7 protein-coding genes are annotated in these 15,882 nt (G+C 40.3%); 6 read left to right on the top strand and 1 reads right to left on the bottom strand.

Annotation, left to right across the window (positions count from 1 at the left end):
• Positions 1–160 precede the first annotated feature (160 nt).
• Genes QNH20_RS23100 through QNH20_RS23090 form a run of 3 tightly spaced genes read left to right on the top strand, consistent with a single transcriptional unit; the run spans position 161 to position 3,039 of the window.
• On the top strand, positions 161–310 hold the full coding sequence (locus tag QNH20_RS23100) for a hypothetical protein (RefSeq protein ID WP_283920275.1): 150 nt from the start codon (positions 161–163) through the stop codon (positions 308–310).
• Positions 303–1,262, top strand: a complete 960-nt coding sequence (locus tag QNH20_RS23095) for a hypothetical protein (protein ID WP_283920274.1) — start codon at positions 303–305, stop codon at positions 1,260–1,262. Before QNH20_RS23100 ends, QNH20_RS23095 begins: the two co-directional genes overlap by 8 nt.
• On the top strand, positions 1,255–3,039 hold the full coding sequence (locus QNH20_RS23090) for a hypothetical protein (RefSeq protein ID WP_283920273.1): 1,785 nt from the start codon (positions 1,255–1,257) through the stop codon (positions 3,037–3,039). Before QNH20_RS23095 ends, QNH20_RS23090 begins: the two co-directional genes overlap by 8 nt.
• Positions 3,040–3,056: 17 nt before the next feature.
• Here the strand turns inward: QNH20_RS23090 and QNH20_RS23085 are convergent, their stop codons facing one another.
• Positions 3,057–3,365, bottom strand: coding sequence for a DUF4359 domain-containing protein (locus QNH20_RS23085; RefSeq protein ID WP_283920272.1), 309 nt, complete (start codon positions 3,363–3,365; stop codon positions 3,057–3,059).
• A gap of 368 nt (positions 3,366–3,733) precedes the next feature.
• Between QNH20_RS23085 and QNH20_RS23080 the strand changes: the two genes are divergently transcribed.
• The 3 genes from QNH20_RS23080 to QNH20_RS23070 all read left to right on the top strand — a co-directional run bounded on the left by QNH20_RS23080 (position 3,734) and on the right by QNH20_RS23070 (position 15,803).
• Positions 3,734–4,633 (top strand): CPBP family intramembrane glutamic endopeptidase, encoded by a 900-nt coding sequence (locus QNH20_RS23080; RefSeq protein WP_283920271.1) that lies wholly within the window; start codon positions 3,734–3,736, stop codon positions 4,631–4,633.
• A 593-nt stretch (positions 4,634–5,226) separates the two neighbouring features.
• Positions 5,227–11,058: a 5'-nucleotidase C-terminal domain-containing protein gene (locus QNH20_RS23075; RefSeq protein ID WP_283920270.1), complete on the top strand. Its 5,832-nt coding sequence runs from the start codon at positions 5,227–5,229 to the stop codon at positions 11,056–11,058.
• 533 nt (positions 11,059–11,591) lie between these two features.
• Positions 11,592–15,803 carry a S8 family serine peptidase gene (locus QNH20_RS23070; protein ID WP_283920269.1) on the top strand — a complete coding sequence of 1,404 codons (4,212 nt, stop codon included), beginning with the start codon at positions 11,592–11,594 and terminating at the stop codon, positions 15,801–15,803.
• Positions 15,804–15,882: the final 79 nt, after the last annotated feature.

Raw genomic sequence — 15,882 nt, 5'->3', positions numbered from 1 at the left:
TTCTTGATGTAAACTTATTTTACCACCGCTGTAATTATATTCCCAAGGAATAATCCCTAGAATTATAAAAATTTTCCTATTATAATATAAATTAACCGAATATTATGGGAAAATTATGTAATTTTATGTAAGGTAAAATCATTTGAACAGGAGGAGTACCATGTACCTCATCGTATTTACTAGTATTCTAGTATTGATCCTTCTTTGGAAAACCTATCAACTTATAAAAAATAAGCGCAGCAGCGGCCGTTTCGAGGATATCGATGATGAATTAATCATCATGTTAAACGAGGGTGATTCCATTGGCTAAACAGGCTGTCCAGTTATCGAAGAAAAAACGAACAAAATATTGCTTTCAAAAGCTAAAAATGTGCAAAAAATGCAATCGTTATTCTGTTTTAAAAGATGAAACGTGTCCGACATGCGGTACTAATCTAGTAGGAATTGAGAGTCTCGTCAAAACTATTTTAAAAAAACGAATAACAACGGAAGCAATTCGAATATTAATAGTTGTCTGCATCGGCATTGTCTTTGCCCCAACCATCAAAACCATGTACTATTCCTTATTCGCTGGAATCATCTTTTGTATCAGCTACGTTGCTTTGACCTCTCTGTTTATGAAAAGTGAGTATTTCCATCAAATGAAGAAGCTGCTTAGGAAGGATTTCCGCAAAATCCAGGCGGGCATCCAGTTTGACAGTGACCTCGCCAAAGCTGATGTCAAAGAGGAGAGACTTGCCGCGGCCTATGAAAAGCTTCGTGAAATTGGCGATTTTATTTCCACAGATCGCATGAAAGTCCGACGCGTGACGGTGTTAAACGATATTGCCCTACGGAGCGACATGGAACTTGAGGTTGAAGGGCTTATTCCTTCATCATATGATAAGGATTTTGTGAAATATGCGCTTGAGGTGTTAAAAATCAACCGAACTCTGATTACGAAAAAGTGTATCGCCTATTTTATCCACTATCGAGATGCGATTGTCATTGATTTCGGGATGGACTCGCTTGTTGCTGTCGCTGGTACGGTATTACGAATGAAGCTGTACATTCTCGAGTTTTCCACGTTTATCGAAGAATTCCTTGACTATTTTCCTAAGGAACGTGTGCTTAGACTGTGCAGTATCATCCATGCTAACCCTGAGGTGGAGTGGGGAAGCCTTAAGGAAAAAACAATGCGTGTAGTTGCGAAAAGGTATCATTATGATCCCGATTTCAAGCGTTTTACAATTGAAAGAGAAAGGGTCATTAGTCATGTTTAAGTCAACTGTTTATAAAAAAGTGAACATGTCGCAAAATTTTTTCTTGCTGCTGCTTGTAATTCTGCTTGTAATTGTCGGCGGTAAATTCATTATGGCACATGCAAAACTTGTTGCTTATGAGGAAGCAATGAGCTTGTTTCAGTCAGGAGATTTAGTTGCCGCGGAAAAGAAGTTCCGGGCCGCAAAGCGAAATCTATCGGTTACAGACCATAATCAAGACATTAACCGGAAGCTCTCGATTCTCTCGCCCATTCGTGAAGTCATGGAAGACCTAGATGAAATGGCAGCTGATAATCAGGAGGAAAAGAACATCGATCAACTCGTTGTAACTTATGATCGCTGGCATGAGAACATGAAAATATGGGTATCAGGCTCACGTATTCAAAAGGAAATGTATGGGGAAATGCTCGTACTCACGAAGCTTGATCAGGATTTTAAGGACTATTTTTCCGCGATAAAAATAAGCCAGCTTGCTAAATTACAGAATAATACCATAAATGGGGACGCCGAGGAGGAAAAGGTTCTTACTATTCTAAAAAAGCTCCCCGCTGAATACTATGGCGGTGATCCTGAAAAAACAAAAGAGATCCAAACCGCATTCCACCAATATTATGTTAATAAAATAAAGGCATTAAAAGCAGAGAATGCTTCCGTTGCTAAGATTGTAGCTGAAGGAAATCGGCAATTTGCCATGCTGACCAATTTCTCTATTGATTTTGGCTGGCTTAAAAACACCCTCGATACCCATTTGTTAAAAGTTCTTAATGCCGCAATTGATAAGAAGGATTATGCTGTATTTGCCGAGCAGGCAAACACCGTAAGAAACCTATCAGCGAATATGAAGGATGCCAAGGTGTTCTCATTTATCGAAAAAGCAAAAAATGATTTACTGTCTAAAGCAAAATCTTTCACAACCGGCAACAAATACGAGGATGCCATCAGCCTCTATGAAGCACTGAAACCATTAGAAAACACGGAACAACTAATCGCAAATGCAAATCTCGCCTGGGATAAATTTGAACCGATTCGCGTCCTAAAGCGTCTTTATCCTTCAAAGGAATTCCCAAGCTTTGTGACCGCGAAGAACAAATGGGGGGGAGACATAGTCATTGCAGCCATCTCAAAGGACGGTGGAATCTATTTTGGCAAGCTAAAGGGAGAAGAGGCAATGGCAGTTACCGAGGGAACCCTGGATGGCTCGCCGAACGTCACTAAACTAGATTTTGAAAGCAGCTATACTTCATCAAACAATCCGGTCGTCTCGATCGATGTAAAATCTACGGAACGGAAGCATCATTATTTGGCCTACGAAGTCCGCTCTAGTTCGATGGTGAAAATTCTTGATGTTGAAGCAGACAATATAACCGTGGAATCGAAGAATGTTTTACTAGTGGATAATCCAGCAGGCAAAGGGACGAGCGAACGTGCCTATTACGAACAGGATTCTCAGGGGATCTATCGTTTTACTAAAATAAAGGCAGATTATGTTGATATTCAGGTGAGCGATATTACCAGCTATTATGGGAAAAAGGTGCGTTTCACAGCTTACGCCGCCGCGAAAGCAAACGGAGGGGCATTAGTCACACTATCGGAAACCTATAACTACACCACCAGCCGATGGGAAAAAACATATTTGCTGTTAAGGGGCCAGTCGGAATTTACGATTTACCAGAACTATACCGTCATCGGAAGCTTCATTGGATATGAAAATATGACTGATGAAAACGGGGAGCAGATTCGTGTCTCGGTATTCCAGGTGGAAAAAGTGGATAAATAGAAAAAGGCGAGTTAACTCTACTCGCCTTTTTCAAAACTTGACAGCGGGATAAATTGATTGAAGATCCCAATGGTCGTAACCTTACCCATTCCTGCATCTGTAAAATCAGTTTTATAGATCGAGAAAATAACATAATCGGATTTGGTTGTTCCCGCATCAAAGATGGATTTTCCCGCAACCGATAGAAACCCCTTTTTTAACAGGTTTGACGATTGTTCCATGGCTTTGTGATTAATCCAATCGATGTACTCAGCACGTTCAGGATTAGTAGCAGATAATATAAAGATAATAAATAGTGAGAGAAAGATGGATGCAAGACGTTTCATTTTTTTGGACTCCTATCTTAATAAAAATACAGTAACTGCTTGTACATTCATATGTAAATGAAACCTAAAAAATCACCAAAATCGATTCCGTTTTGAGAGCATGTAAATAAAAAAATGGAAAAAATATTTTGGTGATATTTGCCTTTTGCTATGTTAAATTATTACTATTATTATCTTTTACTAGTTTCGCTAAACATGGCTTCATGGTAATTTAATTGTATTTTCATAAATAAATTTAAAGGAGACAAATCTGTGAAGAGAAAATGGAAGTGGGTATTTTGCTGTTTCATATTCCTGCTTTTTTTAAATGGGTTCGGAATCCTAACGGTTACTTTTTTAGGTAAGTAGGAGAGGCAGGGAAGACGAGAATGACAACGAACTTAACAAAACCGATTTCGAAAAAGTTGCTTTTTGCCATGCTCATTGTGACCATTGGGGCTGAAGTTCTCCTCTATTTAACCCGATACAGCTACATGGCAGGTACTCTATATGATGCTATGATGGTGTCATCCTTTTTTATCGGCTGGAAGCTGCACCAGCGGCTCAAGAGTCCCACGGACCATCCTAAAACAAAACGGCAGCTTACCCTCCAATTCACGGGTGCGTTTCTGATTTTCTTTCTTGGCAGCACGGTCATCAATATGTATTCAACCTATACTTTCCAGGATTTTAGTGTTGATTATGATCAATATGTTCAGGACTATGCCGAGACACAGGCATATGATCCAGGGGATGAAGGAGCGTCGACAGAACCAGTTTGGGCCTTTTTTGAAAAAGTAGACATGATTGGCTCTGATTTATATGCAGACACGCTTGCTGGTTTGGAGGAGGTTTGGCGGCTCGCTTACATGATCCTCTTGCTTGTTATCTTTAAAAAAATTTTCCCGCGCCGCTGGGAGAGCGGACGGAGAGATATTTTTTTGATGAGCGCACTGTTTCTCACTTCAATCCTTTTTGGTATCGACCACACGCTAGATTCGGAGCAGCCATTGTCGATTCGCATCGGGGCCATCGTCACCTTTGCTAACATGGGATTATTATTTGGTTTGATCCTATTATGGACCCGAAACCTTTGGGTGACCGTACTCGTTCACGCACTTTACGATATCACCGCCACATTATCCTGGTACTATATCGATTATGCTGTGGAACTATTTGCGCTAGCTGTTTTGCTTGTCCACTTGATTCTTCATACGTTGGAAAAATTAAACCAAAGACGCTTGGAGCACCAGCTGGAAGCAGATGATCTGGTGCAGGCAGCCGAATAGAAATCATTAAAAAGAGGTTCCGTAAGCACGGGACCTCTTTTAGTACTCGTTGACTTTATCCTTCACCCTATATAGAATCGTACCCTCCTCATTCATTAAGTAATTAATCTTTTATAAATCAAAAGTTTTTATTAAGCTCTCTAATGCAAGTTTTTGTTTCACATTTAGTTCTATAGAACTATTGCCATAATGCTATAAAAAACGACAAAAAAACCATTTATTATCCGAATTTTCTAGAAAGACCAACTCAGCATTTTTGCTCCAAAATCTTTTTCGCAAAAAGAAGATGCCGTTTATTTGTTTGTAAACACACAGTTATGAGTTATTTTTACATAACGGTAAAATTTGTGCAAAAATTGTAAATATTGTAGAGTAATAGCGCAATTTATACTAGAATAGGAGGTATACGACAAAAGTCGTACCAGGGGGGCTCATAGATATATAGTTTTAAGTTAGCTTCTTTATTTTGGTACCTGTATGAAAACGTATTCAAAATCCTGGATCAAAAAAACAAGAGGGGGCATGCCTATTTAGTTTGTTTACTACCCTAAAGTCAAAGGTATAAACATTCAAAACTCAAGGAGGCGAACGGTTTGAAGTTTTTTAAAAAGCAGATTTTTATTTTATCAACTATTTTTACATTACTCGCTAGCTACGTGCTGCCTTACATTAATTATGCCAGTGCAGCCGAGAATTACATAACCGTAGCCCAAGCAATTGCGAATAATACTGGCAGCGCAACTGTGAAGGGATATATAGTTGGATACACTACTGGAACGAATAAATATCAATTTACAGGTCCTTTTAATAGTGACACCAATATTGCCATTGCAGATAGTCCAACTGAAAAGGATCCGGCAAAAATAATGCCAGTTCAACTTCCATCAGGAGAGTTAAGGACTAATTTTAATTTAAAAACACATCCTGAAAATTTAGGTAAAGAAGTTTACATTACAGGGTCATTAGAAGCATACTTCACTGTCCCGGGATTAAAGAGTCCAACATATATTGGATTTGAACCTCCAGGAGGCGGTCCCGTAGATCCGCCAGTCGATCCACCTGCTGATGGCATCAAGATCAGTTCTATTCAAGGGGAAAGCCATACTTCACCATATAAAGATCAAACGGTCAATGGTGTTGTAGGGATTGTCACTCAAGTATGGGATGCGGATAATTTCTATATGCAGGATCCAAATCCTGATAACAATCCGAAAACGTCCGAAGGGATCCTCGTCTACAAAAAGGGCCACGGAGTTGTTGCTGGTGATAAACTAGCGGTTGACGGACTAGTAAAAGAATGGGTTGTTGCCGGCTATAACGATAAACTGGAAACAGATCTTCCGTCAACAGAAATCAATGCGTCTCTGATTACTAAGCTAGCAAGCGGACAAGAATTACCTAAGGCACTTGTCATTGGCAAAGACATTCACCCACCAACTCAAGTAGTGGATAATGACAAATTTTCTGCCTTTGACCCAGAAGAGGATGGAATTGATTTTTACGAAAGCATCGAAGGCATGCGTGTTGTTATCGAAAATCCAATGGCTATTGCTCCGCAAAGATATGGAGAAGTACCAGTTATTGCGGAAAAAGTAGAAGGTAAAGTTTACACAACACCAGGCGGTATTCCGATTACGAAGGATAACATGAACCCTGAAAGACTGCCGCTCCTTTTCACCGTAAAGGATGAAACATACAAGGTTAAAACAGGGGATAAATTTAACGGTACGGTAACGGGTGTCATCACCTATACGTTCCAAAACTATAAGCTTCTAACTAATAAGGCAGATCTTCCTCCATTAGTAGAAAGCGGCTATACGCAAGAAGTAACCGATATCGTTAAGGATGATGATAAGTTAACAGTTGCTTCATATAACATGGAAAACTATACAAAGGCCGATGCTGCTAAAACTGCAAAAATCGCTGATTCCTTTGTGAATAACATGGATAATCCTGATATTATCGGCTTAGTAGAAGTTCAGGACAATAACGGGGAAACAGCTGGCGGAACAGCTGCAGACCAAAACTATCAAGCTCTTATCGATGCTATTAAAGATAAGGGCGGTCCAACTTACAAGTGGACCGATATTGAACCAGTCAATAACCAAGACGGCGGGGCGCCAAACGGAAACATCCGTGTTGGTTTCATCTACAATCCAGACCGTGTTTCATTGAAAGCAGGAGCAGAAAAAGGTGGGTCAACAGATGCAGTTGGCTATGACAATGGGTCCTTAACCTTCAACCCTGGTAGAATTGACCCGGCGAATGCAGCATTCTCCTCCAGCCGTAAGCCATTAGCTGCAGAATTTACGTTTAAAGGCGAAGATGTCATTGTTATTGCTAATCACTTTAATTCTAAGGGCGGAGACCAGCCGATTTTCGGGAAAAGTCAACCACCTGTTCTAGGCAGTGAAGCAAAACGCGTGCAAATCGCCGGCATTGTTAATAATTTTATTAAAGATGTAAAAAGTAAAAACGCGGATGCGAACATTGTTGCCCTAGGTGACTTAAACGATTTCGAATTCTCGAATCCATTAACAACCTTAAAAGGAAATGAATTAGCGAACCTAATTGAGAAAGTTCCTGCACCTGAAAGATTTACCTATAGCTATCAAGGAAACTCACAGGTGCTTGATCACATGCTCGTTTCTAACAATCTAACAGATCGCTCTGAAATTGATATTGTTCACTTGAACTCTCCGTTTACGCATGCACACGGGCGTGTCAGTGACCATGATGCTGTGTTGGCACAAATTAACTTAAAAGATGAACCAACACCTCCTGAGCATAAAGCAATTGATTTATCGATCATGCATGTGAATGACTCTCATGCGAATGTGGAGCAGTATCCGAAGCTTACGACTGCAGTTAACCAAGTAAGAAGCGAAAAGCCAAACGCCTTGCTTGTTGACGCTGGAGACGTTTTCTCTGGAACACTTTACTTTAACCAATACCTTGGAAAAGCAGATTTAGGCTTCATGAATGATCTCCGCTATGACGCAATGACATTCGGAAACCACGAGTTTGATAAAGATTCCAAAGTATTAGCAGACTTTATTAATGAAATGAAATTCCCGATCCTAAGTGCCAATGTCAATGTGACTAAGGATCCTGTCTTAGGACCGCTGTTTAAAAATGAAATCAGTGCTGATGCAAAAGGCGGTAATATCTATCCAGCCATCATCAAAATGGTTGACGGCGAAAAGGTTGGTATTTTTGGCTTAACAACAGAAGATACAACATTCCTTGCGAACCCATCTAAAGAAATTGTATTTGAAAATGCGGTAGATAAAGCAAAAGCAACTGTTGCTTCGCTTAAAGAGCAAGGTGTTAACAAAATCGTTGTCCTTTCACACTTAGGCTACGGTCCAGACCAAAATCTGGCAACAGCTGTGGATGGCATCGATGTCATTGTTGGTGGACATACCCATACAAAGCTTGATAAGCCAGTGTTAGTTGAAAAAGCTGAACCAACTGTTATTGTCCAAGCAAATGAATACCTTAAATTCCTCGGTGTTCTTAATGTAAGCTTTGATGAAAACGGTGTGGTAAAAGCGCAGGACGGCAAATTGCTTGATGTGAATACGTATAAGGCTGATGCAGGAGCACAGGAAAAAGTAGATGAATTGAAGAAACCGCTTGATGAACTGAAAAAGACAGTCATCGGCTCATCAAATGTTTTCCTTGACGGCGAACGTACAAATGTCCGCTACAAAGAAACCAACCTTGGTAATTTGATTGCCGATGGTATGGCACAAAAAGCCAATGAAATTTTGAAAAATAACACAACGATTGCGATGCAAAATGGCGGCGGAATCCGTGCCTCCATTAAGCAGGGCGATGTAACGCTTGGCGATATTCATACAGTTATGCCATTTGCAAACCTCCTAGTTACACTTGACTTGACTGGTCAAGAAATTTGGGATGCTCTTGAGCATAGTGTAAGTAAAGCAGAAAGTGGCGCAGGCCAATTCATGCAGGTTTCCGGACTTCAATTCAAGTATGATCCAAAGAAGGATCCATATAAGAGAGTCTGGGAAGTAAAAGTGAAAACAGCTGACGGTTTTGAGCCGCTTGATTTAACGAAAACATATTCAGTTGCAACAAATGCATTCGTAGCTGATGGCGGCGACGGATTCACGATGTTTAAAAAGGCTAAAGATGCTGGCCGTATTCACGAGCTGCTTCTAGTAGACTATGAAATTTTAACCGAGTATTTTACAAAAAATAGTCCTGTGGCTCCAACGGTTGAAGGCAGAATCACAGCGAAAGCTGCACCATTTAATCTTTCTTTAATGCATGTAAATGATACTCATGCGAATGTCGAGCAATATCCGAAGTTAACTACTGCTGTTAACCAAGTAAGAAGCGAGAAACCAAATTCCTTGCTTGTTGACGCAGGAGACGTTTTCTCTGGAACACTTTACTTTAACCAATATCTTGGTAAAGCTGATTTATGGTTCATGAACAAACTCAAGTACGACGCTATGACATTCGGAAACCATGAGTTTGATAAAACTTCTACTGAACTTGCAAGCTTTATGAGTGAAATGACCTTCCCGATGGTAAGTGCAAACGTGAATGTGACAAAGGATCCTGTTTTAAGTCCATTGTTCAAAAACGAAATTAGCGCTGCGCCAGAAGGCGGAAAAATCTACCCGGCAATCGTAAAAACAGTTAATGGGGAAAAAGTAGGTATTTTCGGTTTAACGACTGAAGATACAACGTTCCTTGCGAACCCTTCTAAAAATATTGTGTTTGAAAATGCTGTAGAAAAAGCAAAATCAACAGTTGGTGCATTGAAAGAGCAGGGAATTAACAAAATTGTTGTTCTTTCACACTTAGGCTATGGCCCAGACCAGAATCTTGCGAAAGCAGTCGATGGAATTGACGTAATCGTTGGGGGACATTCCCATACGAAGCTTGATAAGCCTGTTGTAGTTGAAAAAACAGAACCAACCGTTATTGTTCAAGCAAACGAATACCTCAAGTATCTTGGTACACTTGACGTAACGTTTGATGAAAACGGTGTAGTAACAGCGGAGAGCGGCAAACTTCTTGATGTTAATACCTTTGCCCCTGATGCAGAAGCATTAGCGAAAGTTAATGAATTAAAAGCCCCGTTAGAAGAATTGAAAAAGACTAAAGTTGGCTCTACAAGTGTTCTTCTTGACGGCGAACGTACAAATGTCCGCTACAAAGAAACCAACCTTGGTAACTTAATTGCTGATGCGATGGCGCAAAGAGCCAATCAAATGGTGCCTGGCACCTTTATTGCGATGCAAAATGGCGGTGGAATTCGTGCATCTATTAAGCAGGGTGATGTAACACTAGGTGACATTTACACGGTAATGCCATTTGCCAATCTTCTTGTTACGCTTGATTTAACGGGTAAAGAAATTTGGGATGCCCTTGAGCATAGTGTAAGTAAAGCAGAAAGCGGTGCAGGTCAATTTATGCAGGTTTCCGGTATCCAGTTTAAATACGATCCGGCTAAACCAGCATACGATAGAGTTTGGGATGTAAAAGTCAAAACAGCTAATGGTTTTGAATCAATTGATTTGACTAAAACATATTCAGTTGCAACCAATGCATTCGTAGCTGACGGCGGCGATGGATTCTCGATGTTTAAAAAGGCAAAAGATGCTGGCCGTATTCATGAATTGCTAATAGTAGATTATGAGATTTTAGTAGACTATTTTACAAAAAATAGCCCGGTTTCACCAACGGTGGAAGGCAGAATTTTAACAGGTACAGAGCCGCAGGTTCAAAATGGCTGGGTTCAAGTAGACGGTAAATGGTATTACTATGAAAATGGAGTAATCCAAACTGGCTGGGTGAAAGACGCTGGTAAATGGTACTTCTTAGGCTCAAATGGTGAAATGCAAACCGGCTGGGTGAAAGATGCTGGTAAATGGTACTTCTTAGGCTCAAATGGTGAAATGCAAACCGGCTGGGTGAAAGATGCTGGTAAATGGTACTTCTTAGGCTCAAATGGTGAAATGCAAACCGGCTGGGTGAAAGATGCTGGTAAATGGTACTTCTTAGGCTCAAATGGTGAAATGCAAACCGGCTGGGTGAAAGACGCTGGTAAATGGTACTTCTTAGGCTCAAATGGTGAAATGCAAACCGGCTGGGTGAAAGATGCCGGTAAATGGTACTTCTTAGCCTCTGACGGTTCCATGAAGACTGGCTGGGTTTTAGACCAGAACAAGTGGTATTTCCTTGATTCTACTGGTGCTATGAAAACTGGCTGGGCAAAAGTAAATGGCCATTGGTATTTCATGAATGCCAGCGGTGCAATGCAAACAGGCTGGTTGAATGTAGGGGGTAAATGGTACTACTTATATACAAACGGTAAAATGGCGGCTAACACCAAAATTCAAGGCTACAAGCTAGGTGTGAATGGTGCTTGGATCCGCTAATGAATTAAAAAAGAACCAACTCTACTATATTAGGGTTGGTTCTTTTTTATTATTTCAAAATAAGATATATATTCTTTAAAAATTTCTTTTTCAGGAGTTTTTAAGGTGAAAAATTTGTCTTGTTAGCACTATTATTACAAGAAAAGCACTAGCAGCCAACAAAAGGTATGCAGAAAAAAGCTAAACTGTGGTTATTTGGGTAACTTTTTACTAAAGGGAGGATCCATTTACCGACATTATTATGACAAGAATGGATATAAAGGTTTCTTTTTACATATAAATTTTATTTGAAATGACAAATTTTTTTAAACTGGTAATACTGGAATTCAGCCTATGACAATAGTTTGATATGACTTTGTCGAATATTGCGAAAATTTTTTCTTCGATTTCCGAATATTCTATTGACCGTTACTATAAGAAACGATTAACATTATATTTGTATATTCCGATTTTTCACACTAATACATAAATTTGAGTATACTAGAACATCTTTCTATTATTTTTTACTAATATAAAAAAGGGGGAAATTCAGAATGAGCAAAAAGAACCACAATAAAAAACGTAAGATTGCTACATACGCATTAGCCTCTGCTCTTGTTATGTCAAACTTTAGTTTTGTGTCTCAAGCATCTGCTGCCTATAAGCCAGGAGACCTGGAAGCAAAGATTAAACAATTAAAGCAGCAGCAGAACAGAGAATCCTTAAAATTAAAAGCTGAGGCTAAAAATCTTAGAGCAGACCTTAAAGCTACCGACAAAGTCCGTGTGATCGTTGAGGTTGAAGGACAAACCGCTGTTGAATATGCAACAAAAGAGGGGAAACTATACAAAGAATTATCTGAAGATAAGAAATCTTCATTTGCTTCTAAAACAGAAATCCAGCAAAAGTCAGTAAAGGATAAAATCAATTCAAAAGGTATAAACATTAAGTATAAACAGAAATTTTCAACCGCTTTCAATGGCTTCAGTGGCGAGATTGCTTATGGCGACCTGGATAAAATTGAAGCAGTTGCAGGGGTAAAAGCTGTTTACTTAGCAAATGAATATAATCGTCCAAAAGTAAAGCCGAATATGAAAACGAGCCATCAGTTCGTTGAATCCCGTACAACTTGGGAGAAAACCGGTTATAGAGGCGAAGGCATGGTTGTGGCAGTTATCGATACGGGTGTCGATCCATCCCACCGCGACTTCAAATTAACGGACAGGTCTAAAGAAGGTTTAACAAAAGAGGAAGTTGCTCAAACTGTGGCCGACAATGGGCTAAAGGGTAAATTCTACACAGATAAAGTTCCTTTCGGCTATAACTATTATGATGGAAACGATATCATCCTTGATCTAGGACCAGGTGCGAGTATGCATGGTATGCACGTTGCAGGTACTGTTGCTGCAAACGGTGACGAGGCAAACGGTGGTATTAAAGGGGTTGCTCCTGAAGCACAAGTCCTTGCAATGAAGGTATTCAGTAACGACCCAATTTACCCATCTACTTGGTCAGACGTATATCTTGCTGCGATTGATGACTCTATTAAACTAGGTGCTGATGTTCTAAACATGAGCCTTGGGGATGTCGCTGCATTCTATCAAGAAGATAGCGCAGAAGACCTTGCCATCCAGCGCGCTACTGCAAACGGTATCGTTTGTGCAATGTCTGCAGGTAACTCTAACCATATCGGTGATGGCTGGGATAACCCATATGCCAAAAACCCTGATATTGGTGTTGTTGGCGCTCCTAGCTTAAATCCTGACGGTATTTCTGTTGCGGCTTCTGGTAACGAAGCATACTTATATCAGCATAATATCACGGTTGATGGTCTTGAAGGATTCACAAGCCTTGGTAAAGGTATTGATGACTGGTCAAAGCTGGTTGCAGATAACGGCGGAAAATTGGAACTTGCCAGCATTGGCGGCAAGCTAGGCTATCCGGAGGACTATAATGGAGTAGATGTAAAAGGTAAGGTTGTTCTTGTTCCACGTGGTACCCTATCTTTCTATGATAAAACTGTTAATGCGGCGAATGCAGGAGCTGCTGGAATCATCGTTTACAATCGTACAAATGGCTTCTGGTTTGATAACCAAGGCGGCTGGGATGTTCCATTCTTGCTGATTTCAGGTGCTGAAGGAAACACACTTGAAGAACAAGTTGCGAAAGGCCAAACGTTTATTAATGTTACACGGTCAAACAAACAAGAAAGTCCTGAAATGGGCCGTATGACAAGCTTTACTTCATGGGGAACAACACCATCCCTTGACTTGAAGCCTGAAATTACAGCTCCTGGCGGTAATATTTATTCCACAGTTAATAATGATAATTATACTGTTATGAGTGGTACTTCCATGGCAGCGCCGCATGTTGCTGGCGGATCGGCTCTAGTGCAGCAATACCTGCAAGCAGATGATCGCTTCAAAAATCTTTCTGTTGCTGAACGTACGCATTTTGCAAAAGTACTATTAATGAACACGGCGAAAAATATTGACGACTTAAATGGCCAGCCATTCTCGCCTCGCCGTCAAGGTGCTGGTATGATGCAGACATATGCAGCAGTGTCAACGCCTGCTTACTTTGTGAACAAAGCAACGGGTGACGCAAAGGTAGAATTGAAGGACTTCCAATCCAAACAATTCGAAATGACTTTCACTGTTAAAAATATTTCTAAGGATAAAACGGCAACTTACAAGGTAAACACTGATGTGTTAACAGATACGATTCAAGACTTTGGTGAGGATGTACCTGAATACAACGCTCTTATTGCCGGAGATCTAGATGGTGCGAAAGTTGAAGCCCCTTCAGAAGTAAAAGTTGCACCTGGTGAGTCTAAAGACTTTACTGTTAAGGTTGATCTATCAAACGCAAAAGTTCCAGGTCTTGATGCTGATGGCAACAAAACGCTGCTAGATTTAAGAGAAAATATTTTTGTTGAAGGCTCTGTTACCTTAGAAGGAACAGACAAAGATACACCGAACCTAACAGCTCCATATGTAGGCTTCTACGGAAACTGGGATCAGCCGGAGGTCATTGATGGATTTACAGCTCTAGGTGAAGAACGCTATTTTGATTTACAATATTACTTCGGCAAAGGTGCAACAGATATTGTTAGAGATACGGATGAGTATTTTACTACTGCTGTTCCTGAAAAGGGCTTTATCGCTTTATCGCCAAACGGGGATAACTATGCTGATAGTATTAATCCATTTCCAGCATTTCTAAGAAATGCAGCTGAAGCCCAGTTCAACATTTTGGATAAGGACGGCAATCAGCTTAAGCGTGTGAAGGCTGAATCTGATGTTTATAAGAATGCGTTTGATGGAGGTTCAGGTTCACCATACTCCTATAAAGCAGACCGCGTTTGGGATGGTAAAATTAAAGGCGAAGCAGTGAAAGACGGATTGTACTATTACGAAATCAAAACGGTTATTGATTATGCTGGAGCTAAGTGGCAATCTAAGAAAATTCCAGTATATGTGGATACAACAGCACCAAAGGTTAAATCAACATTCGATTCTGCAAAATCAACTGTATCTTGGGAAACAACTGAAAACGGAACAGGTACGGAGGAATACTGGATTTTTGTCAACGGCGAGAAAGTTGCTGCAGTTGATGACAAGACCACTTCTTACGTACTTAAAGAGGCACCGGAAAAAGCAATTGTACAAGTTGTTGCTTGGGATTATGCAGGTAACTACGGTTACGATACGGCAGCCATCGGTGATGTGGAAAATCCATTGATTGTAATCACTGATGGTACAAAAGATTCAGATGGTGAATATGTACCAAATTCACCTGAGCCATGGGGTGCTTATGCTACAAAAGAAATTCCTGTTAAAGGGTTTATCTCCGATGACATCGGCTTAAAAGCATTGAAAGTAAATGGAAAAGAGGTTGAATTCAAGAAGGGTGAAGATGGAAACTTCCACTTCTCTACTATCGTTACGTTTGAAAAAGATGGATTATTCGATGTTCAGGTGGAAGCAACTGACCACTCTAACAAAGTATTCTCCATTGCCCGCAAGGTATATGTTGATACAACAAAACCAGTGATCAATGTGAATGCCCCAGATAGAGTAAATAAGAATGTTGACAAAGTAACCTTGAATGTAAACCTTCAAGATAACTTCAACTATTTAAACTTCTACGTAGGCGAAAATCACGAATTTGAAGTACCACTTGTCAGCCCTGTGGATGTATTAAATCCATTAAGCAAGGATTACCAAGTAACCGTTCCACTTAAGGAAGGAGAAAATAAAGTAACCTTGAAAGCAACTGACCTTAGCGGTAATGAAACAGTAAAGGAAGTTGTCATTCAACGTAAAGATGCCGACAAAGTAGTGAAAAATGGCTGGAGCTTAGAAAATGGTTCCTGGTACTACTATGTGAAGGACGTTAAATCTACTGGCTGGGTGAAGGATACCGATGGCAAGTGGTACTTCCTGAATAAAGATGGCAAAATGGCAACAGGCTGGGTGAAAGACGGTAATACTTGGTATTACCTAACAAAATCAGGTGCGATGGCAACTGGCTGGTTGAAAGACGGAAATACCTGGTACTACCTAAAAAAATCCGGCGCAATGGCTACGGGCTGGTTACTAGATGGCGGCAAATGGTATTACCTTGAAAACAGCGGTGCGATGGCAACCGGATGGAAGTATGTAAATGGCAAATGGTATTACCTTTATAGCTCAGGTGCGATGGCTGCTAACACAACGATTGACGGCTATAAGCTAGGCAAAGACGGAGCTTGGATTAAGTAAGAACCTTCTCTATAAAATGTAAGCGAACAGAATCTATTCTGTTCGTTTTTTTTGTGAACCATTTATGACATTTTTCCTA

The organism is Neobacillus sp. WH10, from assembly GCF_030123405.1.
GTDB lineage: Bacteria > Bacillota > Bacilli > Bacillales > Cytobacillaceae > Neobacillus.
Note: the sequence above shows the minus strand (reverse complement) of the source record. Positions and strands in the feature narration are given on the sequence as shown.